This is a genomic window from Pseudomonas sp. QLc11A (assembly GCF_052112305.1).
Classification (GTDB): Bacteria; Pseudomonadota; Gammaproteobacteria; order Pseudomonadales; family Pseudomonadaceae; genus Aquipseudomonas; species Aquipseudomonas laurylsulfatiphila.
The window spans coordinates 371,754-388,982 of the sequence record NZ_JAVAJJ010000003.1 but is presented as its reverse complement, the minus strand read 5'-3'; the positions used below and the strand labels follow the sequence as shown (position 1 = coordinate 388,982).

At 59.6% G+C, this 17,229-nt stretch carries 14 protein-coding genes; 5 read left to right on the top strand and 9 right to left on the bottom strand.

Annotated elements, in window-relative coordinates:
• Positions 1–250: 250 nt before the first annotated feature.
• The 4 genes from nirB to cobA are packed head-to-tail and all read left to right on the top strand — an operon-like array spanning position 251 to position 6,531.
• Positions 251–2,704: a nitrite reductase large subunit NirB gene (gene nirB, locus Q8X48_RS07285; RefSeq protein ID WP_015096060.1), complete on the top strand. Its 2,454-nt coding sequence runs from the start codon at positions 251–253 to the stop codon at positions 2,702–2,704.
• A complete protein-coding gene (gene nirD, locus Q8X48_RS07280) occupies positions 2,701–3,018 on the top strand; it encodes a nitrite reductase small subunit NirD (RefSeq protein ID WP_007971500.1) in 318 nt (105 codons plus the stop codon). The genes nirB and nirD overlap by 4 nt, the downstream gene beginning before the upstream one ends.
• Positions 3,018–5,735 (top strand): nitrate reductase, encoded by a 2,718-nt coding sequence (locus tag Q8X48_RS07275; RefSeq protein WP_407799542.1) that lies wholly within the window; start codon positions 3,018–3,020, stop codon positions 5,733–5,735. Before nirD ends, Q8X48_RS07275 begins: the two co-directional genes overlap by 1 nt.
• A 10-nt stretch (positions 5,736–5,745) precedes the next feature.
• Positions 5,746–6,531 carry a uroporphyrinogen-III C-methyltransferase gene (gene cobA, locus Q8X48_RS07270; RefSeq protein ID WP_126046534.1) on the top strand — a complete coding sequence of 262 codons (786 nt, stop codon included), beginning with the start codon at positions 5,746–5,748 and terminating at the stop codon, positions 6,529–6,531.
• Between the two features lie 75 nt (positions 6,532–6,606).
• On the opposite strand, the gene Q8X48_RS07265 is transcribed toward cobA, so the two are convergent.
• From Q8X48_RS07265 to ppsA, 8 genes are all read right to left on the bottom strand, one after another.
• The gene (locus tag Q8X48_RS07265; protein WP_015096064.1) at positions 6,607–7,638 is read right to left on the bottom strand and encodes an OmpA family protein; all 1,032 of its coding nucleotides are present in this window, start codon (positions 7,636–7,638) and stop codon (positions 6,607–6,609) included.
• Between the two features lie 107 nt (positions 7,639–7,745).
• A complete protein-coding gene (sigX, locus tag Q8X48_RS07260) occupies positions 7,746–8,336 on the bottom strand; it encodes an RNA polymerase sigma factor SigX (protein ID WP_015096065.1) in 591 nt (196 codons plus the stop codon).
• Between the two features lie 89 nt (positions 8,337–8,425).
• On the bottom strand, positions 8,426–9,250 hold the full coding sequence (locus Q8X48_RS07255) for a mechanosensitive ion channel family protein (RefSeq protein ID WP_007916401.1): 825 nt from the start codon (positions 9,248–9,250) through the stop codon (positions 8,426–8,428).
• Positions 9,251–9,252: 2 nt separating this feature from the next.
• Complete coding sequence (locus tag Q8X48_RS07250; protein WP_007971509.1) at positions 9,253–9,501, bottom strand: hypothetical protein; 249 nt, start codon at positions 9,499–9,501, stop codon at positions 9,253–9,255.
• 62 nt (positions 9,502–9,563) lie between these two features.
• Positions 9,564–10,559 (bottom strand): zinc transporter ZntB, encoded by a 996-nt coding sequence (locus Q8X48_RS07245; protein WP_126046538.1) that lies wholly within the window; start codon positions 10,557–10,559, stop codon positions 9,564–9,566.
• 27 nt (positions 10,560–10,586) lie between these two features.
• Positions 10,587–11,078 carry a ribonuclease E activity regulator RraA gene (gene rraA / locus Q8X48_RS07240; RefSeq protein WP_027922555.1) on the bottom strand — a complete coding sequence of 164 codons (492 nt, stop codon included), beginning with the start codon at positions 11,076–11,078 and terminating at the stop codon, positions 10,587–10,589.
• Positions 11,079–11,216: 138 nt separating this feature from the next.
• Positions 11,217–12,206 (bottom strand): alpha/beta fold hydrolase, encoded by a 990-nt coding sequence (locus Q8X48_RS07235; RefSeq protein WP_015096068.1) that lies wholly within the window; start codon positions 12,204–12,206, stop codon positions 11,217–11,219.
• 218 nt (positions 12,207–12,424) lie between these two features.
• Entirely contained in the window at positions 12,425–14,800 is a 2,376-nt protein-coding gene (gene ppsA / locus Q8X48_RS07230; RefSeq protein WP_095965145.1) for a phosphoenolpyruvate synthase, read from the bottom strand.
• Between the two features lie 174 nt (positions 14,801–14,974).
• Between ppsA and ppsR the strand changes: the two genes are divergently transcribed.
• Positions 14,975–15,793, top strand: a complete 819-nt coding sequence (gene ppsR / locus Q8X48_RS07225) for a posphoenolpyruvate synthetase regulatory kinase/phosphorylase PpsR (RefSeq protein ID WP_007971527.1) — start codon at positions 14,975–14,977, stop codon at positions 15,791–15,793.
• Between the two features lie 221 nt (positions 15,794–16,014).
• On the opposite strand, the gene prpF is transcribed toward ppsR, so the two are convergent.
• On the bottom strand, positions 16,015–17,217 hold the full coding sequence (gene prpF, locus Q8X48_RS07220) for a 2-methylaconitate cis-trans isomerase PrpF (protein WP_126046542.1): 1,203 nt from the start codon (positions 17,215–17,217) through the stop codon (positions 16,015–16,017).
• Positions 17,218–17,229: the final 12 nt, after the last annotated feature.

The following is a 17,229-nucleotide window of genomic DNA, read 5'->3' as shown; positions in this document are numbered from 1 at the left end:
TGCCCTTGCGAACGGGGAGAACGCCAACAAACACGGGACCTGAGCAACTTGGCACAACCACTGCATTACCCTTTTCAACAGACATAAAGCGCAGGCTTCAACGACGAAGGCTGCACTTCCCGAGAGAACGGGACCAGGACAAAGGCGTCCTCGCTAGGCAACTAGCGGGACGCCTTTTTTTGTTTGCGCAAAATTTGTCGAGCATGGCCTGAACCCTGTTGAGGCAGGCCTGAGCTCCCCGGAGAACCTGATGAAAAAACTAAAACTGGTGATGATCGGCAACGGCATGGCCGGGGTCCGGACCCTGGAAGAACTGCTCAAGCTGAGCACAGAGCTGTACGACATCACGGTCTTCGGCGCCGAACCGCACACCAACTACAACCGCATCCTGTTGTCGCCGGTGCTGGCGGGCGAACAGACCTTCGAGGAGATCGTGCTCAACGATCTGGACTGGTACCTGGACAACAACATCAAACTGCTGCTCAACCGCAAAGTGGTGGAGATCGACCGGGTCAAGCGCCGGGTCATTGCCGAAGACGGCAGTGAAGCCGAATACGATCGCCTGCTGATCGCCACCGGCTCGACGCCTTTCATCCTGCCCATTCCCGGCAACACCCTCGAGGGCGTGATCGGCTACCGCGACATCGCCGATACCCAGGCCATGATCGACACCGCGAAAACCTACCGCCACGCCGTGGTGATCGGCGGCGGCCTGCTCGGCCTGGAGGCCGCCAACGGCCTGATGCTGCGGGGCATGCACGTCACCGTGGTGCATCTGGGCGAATGGCTGCTGGAGCGACAACTGGACAAGACCAGCGGCCAGTTGCTGCAAACCGCCCTGGAGTCTCGCGGCCTGCATTTCCGTCTGTGCGAGCAGACCCAGGCCTTGCACGACGCGGGCAACGGTCGGGTCGGTTCGGTGCAATTCAAGAATGGCGACATCATCCCCGCTGACCTGGTGGTGATGGCCGCCGGCATTCGCCCCAATACCGAACTGGCGGAGAAATCCGGCATTCCGTGCAACCGCGGGATTGTGGTCAACGACACCCTGCAAACCTATGACCCGCGGATCTACGCCATCGGCGAATGCGCCAGTCACCGCGGCATCGCCTATGGCTTGGTGGCGCCGTTGTTCGAACAGGCCAAAGTTTGCGCCAATCACCTCGCTCAACTGGGTTTTGCCACTTACAAGGGGTCGGTGACCTCGACCAAATTGAAAGTCACCGGCATCGATCTGTTCTCCGCCGGCGACTTCATGGGCGGTGAAGGCACCGAGACCATCACCCTCTCGGACCCGATTGGCGGGGTCTACAAGAAACTGGTGATCAAGGACGACGTGCTGGTCGGCGCCTGCCTGTACGGCGATACGGCCGACGGCGGCTGGTACTTCCGGCAGATCCGTGAAAACCACGCCATCGGCGAGATCCGCGATCACTTGATGTTCGGTGAAAATGCGCTTGGCGACGTCGGGCATCAGGGCCAGGACAAAGCCATGAGCATGGCCGATACGGCCGAAGTCTGCGGCTGCAACGGCGTGTGCAAAGGCACCATCGTCAAGGCCATTCAGGAACACGGGCTGTTCAGTGTCGACGAAGTGAAGAAACACACCAAGGCTGCCAGCTCCTGCGGTTCGTGCGCGGGTTTGGTGGAGCAGATCCTGATCAACACCGTGGGCGGCGCCGCCGACGTCAAACCGAAAAGCGAAAAGGCCATCTGCGGCTGCAGCGACCTCAACCACGGGCAAATCCGCCAGGCCATCCGCGAGCAACACTTGCTGACCATCGCCGGCACCCTGAGCTACCTGAACTGGCGTACACCCAACGGCTGCGCCACCTGTCGGCCGGCGCTCAACTACTACCTGATTTCCACCTGGCCGGGGGAAGCCAAGGATGATCCGCAATCGCGCCTGATCAACGAACGCGCCCACGCCAACATTCAGAAAGACGGCACCTACTCGGTAGTCCCGCGGATGTGGGGCGGTGTGACCAATCCTTCGGAACTGCGGCGCATTGCCGACGTTGCCGACAAGTACAACGTGCCGATGGTCAAGGTCACCGGTGGCCAGCGCATCGACTTGCTGGGGATCAAGAAGCAGGACTTGCCAGGCGTCTGGAAAGACCTCGACATGCCCTCCGGCCATGCCTACGGCAAATCCATCCGCACCGTTAAGACCTGCGTCGGCAGCGAGTTCTGCCGCTTTGGCACGCAGAACTCCACACAACTTGGCATTGAACTGGAACATGACCTGTTCAACATGTGGTCGCCACACAAAGTGAAACTGGCTGTCTCCGGTTGCCCGCGCAACTGTTCGGAGGCGGGCATCAAGGACGTCGGCATCATCGGTGTCGATTCCGGCTGGGAGATGTACATCGGCGGCAACGGCGGGATCAAGACCGAAGTCGCGGAATTCTTCGTCAAACTGAAAACCGCCGAAGAAGTCCGCGAATACAACGGCGCATTCCTGCAGCTCTATCGCGAAGAAGCCTTTTACCTCGAACGCACCGTGCACTACCTGCAACGGGTCGGTATGGACCACATCAAGAAAGCCGTGCTGGAAGACCCGGAGCGGCGCAAGGCGCTCAACGATCGCCTGCAGTTCTCCCTGTCATTCGAACAGGACCCGTGGAAGGAACGCCTGGAACAGCCACAACTGAAAAAAGAATTCGACGTCATCCCCGTGAAAAACCTGGAGGTGCTGGCATGAACTGGCTGGATATCTGCGCACTGGATGAAATCAATGCCCTGGGCTCGCGGATCGTTGCCGGCCCTAAAGGTGACATCGCGATTTTTCGTACCAGCGACGATGAAGTGTTCGCCCTCGACGACCGTTGCCCGCACAAGGGCGGACCGCTGTCCCAGGGTTTGATCTACGGCAAACGCGTGGCCTGCCCACTGCACAACTGGCAAATCGACCTGGAAAGCGGCGAAGCCCTGGCCCCGGACGTCGGCTGCGCCCACCACCATCCGGCGCGGGTCGAAAATGGCCGAGTGATGCTGGCCTTGCGGGACGCAGGCTGATGGACCGCCAGATCACCGCGTCCACCTGCTGCTATTGCGGGGTCGGCTGCGGCGTGCTGATCGAGCATGACGGCGAGCGCATCCTCGGCGTCAGCGGCGATCCGGCACACCCGGCCAATTTCGGCAAGTTGTGCAGCAAGGGATCAACCCTGCATTTGACCGGCGACTTGACGGCAAGGGCGCTGTACCCGGAACTGCGCCTGGGCAAAGGCCTGGCGCGCAGCCGCACCGACTGGGATAGCGCGCTTGATCACGCCGCCAGCGTTTTCGCCCAAACCATTGCCGAGCATGGCCCGGACAGCGTGGCGTTCTACATTTCCGGGCAGTTGCTGACCGAGGACTACTACGCCTTCAACAAACTGGCTCGGGCGCTGGTGGGCACCAATAACATCGACAGCAATTCACGGCTGTGCATGTCGTCGGCGGTGGTCGGCTACAAGCGCAGCCTGGGCGCCGACGCCCCGCCATGCAGCTATGAAGACCTGGAATTGAGCGATTGCGTGATGATCGTCGGCAGTAACATGGCCTACGCCCACCCGGTACTGTTTCGCCGACTGGAAGAAGCCAAGTCCCGCCGGCCGCAGATGAAAGTCATCGTCATTGACCCACGCCGGACAGACACCTGCGATCTGGCTGACCTGCACCTGGCGATTTTGCCTGGCACCGATGTCGCCTTGTTCCATGGGATTTTGCATCTGCTGCTGTGGGAAGACTGGATCGACCGTGACTTCATCAAGGACCATACCGAAGGCTTGCCCGAGCTGAAGAAACTGGTGCGCGATTACACGCCGCAGATGGTCTCGCAGCTCTGCGGAATCAGTGTCGGGCAATTGCAGCAATGTGCCGAGTGGATCGGCACGTCACCGTCTTTCCTGTCGCTGTGGTGCATGGGGTTGAACCAGTCCACCGCCGGCAGCGCGAAAAACAGTGCACTGATCAATCTGCACCTGGCCACCGGGCAGATTGGCCGTCCGGGAGCAGGTCCTTTCTCATTGACCGGTCAGCCGAATGCCATGGGCGGGCGGGAAACCGGTAGTCTGTCTAACCTGCTGCCGGGCCATCGTGACGCCGCCAACCCTGAGCACCGTGCCGACGTGGCCGCTTACTGGGGCGTTGATCAACTGCCTGAAAACCCGGGGCTGACTGCCATCGAGTTGTTTGAGCAGGTGGGCAGCGGCAAGATCAAAGCCTTGTGGATCGCCTGCACCAACCCCGCGCAGTCTCTTCCCGATCAGGCGGCCGTGCGCGCGGCACTGGATGCCTGCCCGTTCGTGGTCTTGCAGGAGGCCTTTCGCACCACCGAAACCGCCAGGTTTGCCGACCTGTTGTTGCCCGCCGCCAGTTGGGGCGAAAAGGACGGCACGGTGACCAACTCCGAACGGCGTATTTCCCACGTCCGCCGCGCGATCGTCGCACCAGGTGAAGCGCGTCCGGACTGGACGATCACGGTGGATTTCGCACAGCGCCTGGAGAAACATCTGCGTCCGCAAGCCACTAGCCTGTTTGCCTTTGACACCCCGGCGCAGGTCTTCGACGAATACAAGCAGCTGACACAGGGCCGCGATCTGGATTTGTCCGGGATCAGCCACGAATTGATCGACACCATCGGCCCGCAGCAATGGCCCTTTCCTGCGGGGTCCAGCGCAGGCACCGCCCGCCTCTATCTCGACGGCATTTTCCCGACTTCCAGCGGACGCGCGCAGTTCGTGGCCGACCCGTATCGCGCCGCCAAGGAACAACGGGATGCGCGTTTCCCGCTGACGCTGATCACCGGTCGTCTGCGCGATCAGTGGCACGGTATGAGCCGCACCGGCACCGCCGCGCAGTTGTTCGGCCATGTCAGTGAAGCCGTATTGAGTCTGCACCCGGATGAGCTGCGCAGGCATCGCCTGCAAACGGGCGATTTGATCAGCCTGAAAAGCCGCCGCGGCGCAGTGATCGTGCCGGTCGCCAGTGACGACAGCGTGCGTCCGGGCCAAGCCTTCTTGCCAATGCATTTTGGTGACCGTTTTCTCAAGGGGGGCGTAAACAGCCTCACCCTGCCCGCCTTCGACCCGTTGTCGAAACAACCGGAGCTCAAACACAGCGGCGTGCGCCTGGAACCGGTGCAATTGCCTTGGCACCTTTTCGCGCTGATAGAAGGCGATGTCCAACAACACTTTGAGACGCTACGCCCCCTCTGCGAGACGTTTTCCTACGTCAGCCTCAGCCTGACCGGTCGTGAGCGCCCTGCGCTGCTGATACGTGCTGCCAGCGCCACGGCACCAGATCCGCAACTGCTGCGCGATATCGATCAATGCCTGGGGCTCAACGACGGACCGGTCCTGGCCTACGACGATCCACGACGCTCCATCGGTAAGCGGGTGCGGATCGAGAACGGCCGGATCACCGCGATCCGCCTGGCGGGTGAAACCCTCGCCCGGCACTGGCTGCAAAACCTCTGGCTCGAAGGTCGCGCCGATGAACAGCTACGGCGCTGGCTGCTCGCGCCACTGAGTGCCCCACCGGGCCAGGTTGACGCCGAAGCGATCGGTAACAAAACCCTGTGCAACTGCAAAAACGTCAGCCAAAACGCGGTCTGCGCCGGCATCCGCCGCGGCCTGGACTTGCCGGGGTTGAAACAAGAATTGGGTTGCGGCACGCAATGCGGCTCCTGCGTCCCGGAAATCAAGCGTTTGTTGGCCGCCACCGCGCAGCCGCAAGCCGCCATCTCGTGAGGAAAACACTATGAGCGCAAAAGTCTGGCTGGTGGGTGCAGGTCCCGGTGATCCTGAATTGCTGACCCTCAAAGCCGTTCGGGCGTTGAGAGAGGCGGATGTCGTGCTGATCGACGATCTGGTCAACGACGCGGTGCTGGAGCACTGCCCCGGCGCGCGGATAATTCCTGTGGGTAAGCGCGGTGGCTGTCGTTCAACGCCGCAAGCCTTTATCCATCGCCTGATGTTGCGTTATGCCCGCCAGGGCAAATGCGTGGTGCGCCTCAAGGGTGGCGACCCGTGCATCTTCGGGCGTGGCGGTGAAGAAGCGCAGTGGTTGCGCGAGCGTGGTATCGAGGTTGAGCTGGTCAATGGCATTACCGCCGGCCTGGCGGGCGCGACGCAATGCGATATTCCATTGACCCTGCGCGGCGTGGCACGAGGGGTAACGCTGGTGACCGCCCACACTCAGGATGACAGCAGCCTGAACTGGCAAGCGCTGGCCCAAGGTGGCACGACACTGGTGATCTACATGGGGGTGGCAAAGCTCAGCGAGATCCGTGAGCAACTGCTGGCAGGCGCAATGGCGGCCGATACGCCGGTGGCAATGATTGAAAATGCATCGTTGCCGCATCAACGGGAATGTCGAAGCAACCTGATGGCAATGGAGGAAGATGCCTGTGCCTTCGAGTTGAAAAGCCCGGCAATCCTGGTGATTGGCGCAGTCGCTGCCAACGCCATCTCCTCCTGCGGGAGCGAGCCTGCTCGAGAAGAGGCTCTGTCCATCGACATCAATGTTGGAAGTCAGCGCGCCTGACGCGTCCCTCCTCACCAAATCGCAGACAAAGAAAAGCCCGGCCTGAGCCGGGCTTTTCTCAGAGCTGCGGGCTAATTACTTAGCTTGAGCTTCAACCTGCGCTTCTACGCGACGGTTAACAGCGCGACCAGCTTCAGTTTTGTTGTCAGCAACTGGGCGGGATTCGCCGTAGCCAACGGACTGAACGCGGGACGATTCAACACCGTACTGGTTGGTCAGAACTTGTTTAACGGCGTTTGCACGACGCTCGGACAGTTTCTGGTTGTAAGCGTCAGGACCGACGGAGTCAGTGTGACCTTCAACAGTAGTGCTGGTGGATGGGTACTGCTTCATGAAGTCAGCCAGGTTCTTGATGTCGCCGTAGCTGTTTGGCTTGACTACCGACTTGTCGAAGTCGAACTTCACGTCCAGCTCAACACGAACAACTTCAGCAACTGCCGGGCAGCCGTCAGCGTCAACAGTTACGTTAGCTGGGGTGTCTGGGCACTTGTCAACGTTGTCGCAAACGCCATCGTTGTCGCTGTCAGAGCAAACTTCCGGAGCTGGAACTGGAGCAGCAGCTGGCTTGCTGCCGCCACCGAAGTTCACACCGAGACCGACGCTAGGAGCCCACTCGGTGTTGCCCTGGTCGATGTTGTACTGAGCTTCAACGCCAGCACGGGCGTAGAAGTTGTCGGTGAAGTACAGCTTGGCACCGCCGCCAACGTTGGCGAAGGTGGAACGGTTACGACCGTTCGAGCCGTTCTGGTCGATGCTCTGGTCGGAGAAACCGCCCGAGACGTAAGGACGCAGCATGTCGCCTGGGTTGTTGAAGTGGTACAGAGCGTCCAGAGCGGTGTTCGCGCCCTTAACGTTCTTGCCATCGTTTGCACGGGCATTGTGCACTTCGTCGTAGGCCAGACGCAGTTCAACGTCGTCTGTCAGGAAGTAACCGATCGAACCACCCGGCAGGATGCCGTCGTTCTTGAAGTTACGGTCGCTATCGAAATATTGCTTCTTTGCGTAGCCTTCGATTTCAACTGCGCCTTGGCCCTGTGCCAGAGCGCCGATGGAAGTGGCGGCAATAAGAGAACCAATGGCCAAGCCCAAGGTGTTTTTCAGTTTCATCCGTTAAATCCCCATCTGGTGATTGTGAAGCAGTCCCGCAAACCGGGGGACAACTCGGCGGCAAGTCTAACAGAACTTGCCTACACGTAAGAGATATTTGCGCTGAACTAAGTTTCAGCAATGCCTGCAAATTTCTCACGCAATTTATCTAGAGCGCGTTTGTACCGCATTTTTGTTGCGCTCAAACCCATATGCATGATGTCTGCGATTTCCTGAAACTCCAGTTCTGCGACAAATCGTAGCACCAGAATTTCACGATCAATCGGGTTGACATACACCAACCAGCGATCAAGTCCGCCTTTTTCCTCAGGTTTCGGCGTCTTTTCTTCGGACGCTTCCTCGAGGGGGTCAAGACTCAATGCGTCCATCAAGCGACGCTTTCGCCGTTCCTTGCGATACTGTGTGATGCACTCGTTGTACGTGATGCTATATAGCCATGTCTTGAACTTCGATTTACCCTCGAAGTTCTTCAGGCCATACAGCACCTTCAACATGACCTCCTGACAGACATCGTCTGCATCGCGATCGTTCCCGAGATATCTTGCGCACACATTAAATAATGTTCGCTGGTAACGCCGCATCAGTTCTTCGTAGGCGCGTGTTACGTGAAACAGCTCGGTATGCGAGCGCGCGACCAACTCCTCATCAGAGAGCTCGCGGGGGTCGTAGCGCATGGAGAGCGATTGAGCTTTATTCAAAACAAGTCGGGCCGACAGTCAGGTCAATATCCTCCGCAGCCAGCGTCAGCTGGCATTTGCGGCGGCATACATTAGCAGGGTTTGCCGGGTTAGCGGCTACTCACATGCTGCTCGAGGAGGATCCGATTGGAAAGAGAGACTAGCTCACCCTCATCGGTCAGCAATGTGGTTTTAACCGTGCCGATCTCTTCGATCTGGCCTTCGACCTCGCCAACACGCACTTGTTGCCCAACCTGGTACAGCTCACGCACGTAGATTCCCGCAAGAATCTGGCCGGCAATTTCCCGGCTTCCCAACCCCATGGCCAGCGCTACCGCCAGACCAACGGTAATCAGCACAATCACGATCACGTGGTTCAGCAGGTCGGTCTTGACCTCCAACTGGCTGATCGCCACCGAAATACTGATGATGATCACCAGGCCCTGGGCAATTCGTCCAAGCCCTGAAGCATAGTCCAGACCCACGCCTTCTGCCGCTCCGCGCACCAGCCCGTTGGCCAGTTGCGCCAGCAAGACACCTACCAGCAACACCAGCGCCGCGCCGAATACCTTCGGCAAATACAGCGCAAGCATATCCAGCGTAGCTGATACTCGCTCAAGTCCAAGGGATTCTGCGGCAGAAACCAGAAAAATAAGCAGAACGAACCAATAGACGATCTTGCCGATCAGGGTCGAAATGGGAACCTGCAGGCCGGCGCGGGACATCAGCTTGGTCAGGCCAGTGCCGCCCATCAAGCGGTCCAGGCCCAGTTTGGCGAGCAATTTGGAAAGCAAGGTGTCCAGCAGTTTGGCCACGACAAAACCCAACAGCAGCACAACCAGTGCGCCGAACAGGTTTGGAATGAAGTTCGCAACCTTGGTCCACAACGCAGTCATTGCAGTGACGAGGCTCTGTGTCCAGAGATCAAGTTCCATATTCAATCAGCCTTATCAGCAGTGCGGGCAGCAGGTTTACGGAGACGGGAAACCGGCGAGACATGGGCCGATCCGTTATTCAGGGCAATCATCAGTGCGGGCAACCAGCGCCCCAGCAAGCTGAACAAATCACCGGCGCCGACCTGGCGGTTGGCGGTTTTCAGCACACGCCCCAGACACGCATCGTCGTCCCGGGTGGACGGTGAGGCGTTGAGCATGTCGCGCAAAGACTGTTCAAACGGATCGTGCATACGCACCTCTCGTGATGTCTGTGGGAGACGCGGTCAGTTTTGGTCGGGTCACATGCTTTCCCTCAGACCCAGCGCAAACGCCGGAATAACCACCATTGCCCCAGCGCCACCGAGGCCATCATCAGGCAGGCGATCAGAAAGCCATAAGGGCTGGCAGAGAATGGAATGCCACCGACGTTGATCCCCAAAAGCCCGGCCAGAAAACTCATCGGCAAAAAGATCCCGGTGATGATCCCGAAGCGATACATCGTGCGGTTCATGCGCACGCTCAAGCGACGGTCTTCAGCCTCCAGGACCAGCCCCACCCGCTCCCGGGTCAGTTCCAGCTCCTCGAGGTAGCGGGTCAGGCTGTTGTTCAATTCGTTCCAGTAATCAGCGTCGTCCTCAACGAACCAGGGCAACTTGATTCGCGTCAATTGCCCGAAAATATCCCGCTGCGGAGCAAGAAAGCGCTTCAACGCTGCCGCCCGCCGACGAATCTGCAAAACCGCCCCGTGTTCAGGCGTATACCGTTCGTCGGCATCCAGCTTTTCCTCTTCCTCATCGACCACTTCCGAGAGACAGCTGACCAGATCCTGCACCTTGTTGGTGAGGTACTGCGCCATGCACAGGATGAGTTCGGACGCGGTTTTCGGCCCCTTGCCCTCGGACAGTTGCACCAGCAACTCGTCAGTGGCACGCAACGGACGCAAACGCAGGGAAATGACACGCTGGGCAGAACCGAAGATCCGCACCGACACCATGTCTTCCGGTTCGGCACCGGGGTTCAGATTGACCCCGCGCAGAAACAGCAGCAGTTCGCTGTCCGAAAGCTGTAAAAGTCGCGGACGGGTGTTTTCTTCGAGTAACAGGTCACAGCTGAATTCGCTCAGACCGCTGGATTTGCGTAGCCAGGTCCGGGTTTGCGGATGACTGCGATCCCAGTGCAACCACAGGCTTTCATGGGCCTGCAACTGCAAGTCGTCAAGTTCAGTCCGGGCAATCGAACGCGCACCGCCTCTACCGTCCAGCACCAGGGCATGCACCAGCCCCCATTGCGCGTTTTCTTCCTCGAACATCCGCACTCCTCTGGTCTGCAGCCGTTTTTATTCAGGCATTTTCAGCGGGCTGGGCGAGATGATCACGCCGTTGTTGTCCGCATAGATGTAATGGCCCGGATGGAAGGTCACGCCGGCGAAGGTCACGGCAACGTTGAGATCGCCGATACCGCGCTTGTCGGTTTTCATCGGGTGGCTGGCCAGCGCCTGAACCCCCAGATCGGTTTGCGCGATGACGTCGACGTCACGGATGCAACCATAGATCACCAAGCCTTCCCAGCCGTTTTTCGCGGCTTTCTCGGCGATCATATCGCCCAGCAACGCACGGCGCAGGGAGCCGCCACCATCAACGACCAGGACCTTGCCATTACCTTTGAGCTCGGCTTGCTCCTTGACCAGCGAGTTGTCTTCGAAGCACTTGATGGTCACGATTTCGCCACCGAAGGAATCACGGCCGCCGAAATTGCTGAACATCGGTTCCAGCACCTGCACCAGCTCCGGATAGGCGTCGCACAGGTCAGGCGTGAGGTAATGGTTCATCGAGAAACTCCTGTTAAAGAGGAAGACAGCACGAACATCAGTGATGACTCAATCACGCAAAGTGACTGGAACAGCTCAATGCGTCATATCTTAGCCGCAAGCCGACCGGAGCGAAATGCCCTTGTTAGAGCATCAGGCTCAAACCGCCGCGGCCAAATCCCCTTGTTCACCCAACAAGGGTGTCTGCTGATCCGCCAGCCAGCGGGTCACCAATGGCCAGACTTCGGCCTGGGCAGGTTTGCTGACGAGCATTTCAACGTGACCGAAATTGTCGCTGAACCCCTGATCACGACCCAGATTGATAAATTGCTTGTGCTCGGAACCGAACTGCTCGAACAGTTTGCGGCACGCCCACGCAGGATCCTGATGATCACCCGCTGCACTCACGGCGAGCACCGGCAACCTGACCTCGGCCAAACCGGCCCACCAGTCTTTATCGGCATCGCCAAAGCGCCCGAACAGGCCGAACCAACGCATGCTTTCCAGGGCCAGGCCGATAGGCTCGTCCTCCGGGCCGCGTTTGAGCCTTGCTCCGGACAACTGGGCAAAACGCTTGAGAATGAAGCGACTGCTCCACTCCACCGGCGGAATCTTCAATGGCCAGTAGGTGCGGCTGACTTGTGTACCGAAAAAAGCCGCCGAGGCCACCACCGGCTCACCGATGTACTCGCCACCCAGCGCTGCGGCCAGTGTAGTACCGCCCAGCGAGTGACCGATCCAGTGCGGCACCTGCCCGCTCTGTTCACGCACGAACGCGCCGATGGCCGGCAGGTCATAGCGTGCGTAGTCGGCGACCCGGTTCTTGCGGTAGTCGTGGTTACGCTGGGACAGGCCATGGCCGCGCATTTCCGGAATCCAGACGTCGAACCCCAGGCGCGCCAGATAGGCGCCCAACCCCAGGCCCTTGGGAGAAAACCAGAACCGGCGATTGGAAAAGCTGCCGTGCAGCAGGATCACCGGCACGCCACGGGATGACGGCTCATCGGCCATGCCAAGGCGTGTCACAGCCAGTTCGACAGTGAAGTCGGGGCTGTTACCGGGTTTCAAGCGATACACATCTTCGCTCAGATCACCGCGCCGTTCGGCGCTGATCAGGGCGACAGGAAATAGGTTGCTGCTGCTTTGCATAATCTCTTGCACAAAAAAGGGCGGCATCCGGAGGAGCCCGCCCTGCTTGAATCTCTAAAACGTCCGCTCACTGACACTGCATCACCCCTGTAGGAGCGAGCTTGCTCGCGAAAAACTTCAGGACACCGCGTTTATCCAGGATAAACGCGTGATCGTTGACGTCCATCGCGAGCAGGCTCGCTCCTACAAAGGCATGTGAGCGGCCCGTTCACATGGGGTCAAGCCTGCGCCTGACCCTCTGCCAGGAAGAACCAGGTTTCCAGTACGGAGTCCGGGTTCAACGAAACGCTTTCAATGCCCTGCTCCATCAGCCACTTGGCCAGGTCCGGGTGGTCCGAAGGACCCTGACCGCAGATGCCGATGTACTTGCCGGCCTTGTTGCAGGCGGCAATGGCGTTGGCCAGCAGCTTCTTGACCGCCGGATTACGCTCGTCGAACAGGTGCGCGATGATACCGGAATCGCGGTCCAGGCCCAGGGTCAGCTGAGTCAGGTCGTTGGAACCGATGGAGAAACCGTCGAAGAACTCGAGGAATTCTTCGGCCAGGATGGCGTTGGACGGCAGTTCGCACATCATGATCACGCGCAGGCCGTTTTCGCCACGGGCCAGACCGTTTTCCGCCAGCAGATCCACCACCTGGCTCGCTTCACCCAGGGTACGAACGAACGGCACCATGATTTCGACGTTGGTCAGGCCCATCTCGTTGCGCACGCGCTTGAGGGCGCGGCATTCGAGTTCGAAGCAGTCGCGGAACGATTCGCTGATGTAACGCGAAGCACCGCGGAAGCCCAGCATCGGGTTCTCTTCTTCCGGCTCGTACAGCTTGCCGCCGATCAGGTTGGCGTATTCGTTGGACTTGAAGTCCGACAGACGCACGATGACCTTCTTCGGCCAGAACGCAGCCGCCAGGGTGCTGATGCCTTCGACCAGTTTCTCGACGTAGAAACCGACCGGGTCGTTGTAACCGGCGATGCGCTTGTCGACGCTTTCCTTGATGTCCAGCGGCAGACCGTCGTAGTTCAGCAGTGCTTTAGGGTGCACGCCGATCATGCGGTTGATGATGAACTCCAGGCGGGCCAGGCCCACGCCGGCGTTCGGCAGTTGGGCGAAGTCGAAGGCGCGGTCCGGGTTGCCGACGTTCATCATGATCTTGAACGGCAGCTCAGGCATGGCATCCACGGAGTTCTTCTTGATGTCGAAGCCCAGTTCGCCTTCGAAGATGAAACCGGTGTCGCCTTCAGCGCAGGAAACGGTCACGCCCTGGCCGTCTTTCAACAGCTGGGTAGCGTTGCCGCAACCGACTACCGCTGGAATACCCAGCTCACGGGCGATGATCGCCGCGTGGCAAGTACGGCCGCCACGGTTGGTGACGATGGCACTGGCGCGCTTCATGACCGGTTCCCAGTCCGGGTCGGTCATGTCGGACACCAGTACGTCGCCTGGCTGGACCTTGTCCATCTCGGACACGTCCTTGATGATGCGGACCTTGCCGGCGCCGATACGCTGGCCGATGGCGCGACCTTCAACCAGCACGGTACCGGTTTCTTTCAACAGGTAACGTTCCATGACGTTGGCCTGGGTGCGGCTCTTCACGGTTTCCGGACGGGCCTGCACGATGTACAGCTTGCCGTCGTCACCGTCCTTGGCCCACTCGATGTCCATCGGGCACTGGTAGTGCTTCTCGATGATCATCGCCTGCTTGGCCAGTTCGCTGACTTCAGCGTCGGTCAGGCAGAAGCGTGCGCGCTCGGCCTTGTCCACGTCGACGGTCTTGACCGAACGACCGGCCTTGGCCTCGTCGCCGTAGATCATCTTGATGGCCTTGCTGCCCAGGTTGCGGCGTAGGATGGCCGGACGACCGGCCGCCAGCGTGCCCTTGTGGACGTAGAACTCATCCGGGTTCACCGCACCTTGAACGACGGTTTCACCCAGACCGTAAGCGCCGGTGATGAACACCACGTCACGGAAGCCCGATTCGGTATCGAGGGTGAACATCACGCCGGCAGTGCCGGTTTCGGAACGGACCATGCGTTGCACGCCGGCCGACAGGGCAACCAGCTTGTGGTCGAAGCCCTGGTGCACGCGGTAGGAAATGGCACGGTCGTTGAACAGCGAGGCGAACACCTCTTTGGCGGCGCGAATGACGTTTTCGACACCACGGATGTTCAGGAAGGTTTCCTGCTGACCGGCGAAGGAAGCGTCCGGCAGGTCTTCGGCGGTAGCGGAAGAGCGCACGGCCACGGCCATGTCAGGGTTGCCGGCGGACAGCGTGGCGAACGCGGTACGAATTTCGGCATTCAGTTTTTCAGGGAACTCGGCTTCCATGATCCATTGACGGATCTGGGCACCGGTCTTGGCCAGGGCATTCACGTCATCGACGTCCAGTGCATCGAGTGCGTCGTGAATCTGCTTGTTCAGGCCGCTCAGCTCCAGGAAATCACGATAAGCCTGAGCGGTCGTGGCGAAGCCGCCGGGCACCGATACACCGGCACCTGCAAGGTTGCTGATCATCTCGCCCAGGGATGCGTTCTTGCCCCCCACATGCTCAACATCGTGTTTGCCGAGCTTATCGAGGGAAACTACGTACTCTACCAAGGTGATCTCTCCACTAACTGTGTTGGAAAAGCTCAGAAACCGGCTGCTTAAGTGAGCATTTGCCGGCTATATGGCCTGGACCTGGAAAATAAGTGAGAATGCGGGCCATTGGCGGCCGGCAAATCGCGCCTATCATATCCAAGAATGATCATTAGCTTAAGGCCCAAGGTGCAAATGAAACGATCTGCTTTCTTTATCTCCGATGGTACCGGCATTACCGCCGAAACCCTGGGTCAAAGCCTTCTGGCGCAGTTCGAAAACATTACCTTCAGCAAAGTCACGCGGCCGTACATCGACAACGTGGACAAAGCGCGGGCCATGGTACAACAAATCAACAAAGCCGCCGAAACCGACGGTTTCCGTCCAATTATCTTCGACACCATCGTCAATCAGGACATTCGTGAGATTCTCGCAACCTCGAATGGTTTCATGATCGACATTTTCTCGACGTTCCTGGCACCGCTTGAGCAGGAGCTGACCGAGCATTCTTCCTACACCGTCGGCAAGTCCCACTCCATCGGCGCCAACACCAATTACATGGAGCGTATCGAGGCCGTTAACTTCGCCCTCGACAACGACGACGGCGCCCGCACGCACTATTACGACAAGGCCGACCTGATACTAGTGGGCGTGTCGCGATGTGGTAAGACGCCGACGTGCCTGTATATGGCGATGCAGTTCGGTATCCGCGCAGCCAACTACCCGCTGACCGAAGACGACATGGAGCGCCTGCAACTGCCAAACGCCCTGCGCGCCCACCAGCACAAGCTGTTCGGCCTGACCATCGACCCGGACCGCCTCACCGCGATTCGCAACGAGCGCAAGCCCAACAGCCGCTATTCGAGCTACGCCCAGTGCGAGTTCGAGGTGCGCGAGGTCGAGAACCTGTTCCGTCGCGAAAACATTCCGCACATCAACTCCACGCATTTCTCCGTGGAAGAAATCTCCGCGAAGATTCTCGTGGAGAAAGGTGTGGAGCGGCGTTTCAAGTAAATCTCCCGGGCCTGTTCCGGCCCTATCGCGAGCAGGCTCGCTCCCACAGGTTTTGGTTTGGATGCAAAACTTGCCAACACCAGAAAACCTGTGGGAGCGGGCTTGCCCGCGATAGCGCTGTATCAGCCAACTCCCATTTTGGATGTGCCGGCCTCTTCGTCGGATCGCCGCCCGGAGCAAGCCCGCTCCCACAGGGTCTTGTGTTGAGTTTCAGATAGGGTTTAGAACGAATCCCCCGGCACCCGCACAAAACCTTCCATCAATACCCGCGCACTGCGGCTCATGATCGCCTTGTTCACGGTCCATTCACCATTGACCAGGCTGGCCTCGGCGCCGACGCGCAGGGTGCCGGACGGGTGTCCGAAGCGCACCGCGTTGCGTTCGATACCGCCTGCCGCGAGGTTCACCAGGGTGCCGGAAATCGCTGCAGCCGTACCGATCGCCACGGCCGCCGTACCCATCATCGCGTGGTGCAACTTGCCCATGGATAACGCACGCACCAGCAGGTCGACATCGCCTGCGGCAATCGCCTTGCCGCTGGACGCCACGTAGTCCGCCGGCTTGGCCACGAAGGCGACTTTCGGCGTGTGCTGACGCTTGGCCGCTTCGTCGATGTTGGCAATCAGGCCCATGCGCAATGCGCCGTAGGCACGGATGGTTTCGAACATCAGCAAGGCTTTCGGGTCGCCATTGATCGCGCCCTGCAACTCGGTGCCCTTGTAGCCGATGTCTTCGGCATTGACGAAAATCGTCGGGATGCCGGCATTGATCATGGTCGCCTTGAAGGTGCCGACACCGGGCACTTCCAGGTCATCGACCAGGTTGCCGGTGGGGAACATCGAACCGCCGCCGCCCTCTTCTTCCGCTGCCGGATCGAGGAACTCGATCTGCACTTCGGCCGCCGGGAAGGTCACGCCGTCGAGTTCGAAATCGCCGGTCTCCTGCACCTCACCATTGGTGATCGGCACATGGGCGATGATGGTCTTGCCAATGTTGGCCTGCCACACGCGAACCACGGCTACGCCGTTATGCGGGATACGGCTGGCGTCCACCAGGCCGTTGCTGACCGCGAACGAACCGACCGCCGCCGACAGGTTGCCGCAGTTGCCGCTCCAGTCAACGAAGGGCTTGTCGATGGACACCTGACCGAACAGGTAATCGACGTCGTGATCGGCCTTGGTGCTTTTCGACAGGATCACGGTTTTGCTGGTGCTGGAGGTCGCGCCGCCCATGCCGTCGATTTGTTTGTCGTACGGGTCGGGGCTGCCGATCACGCGCAGCAGCAACGCGTCGCGGGCCGGGCCTGGGACCTGTGCGGCTTCAGGCAGGTCCTTGAGACTGAAGAACACGCCTTTGCTGGTGCCGCCGCGCATGTAAGTGGCGGGTATCCTTATTTGCTTTGGAAACGTAGCTGCGTGAGCCATGGTGCTCGTTAC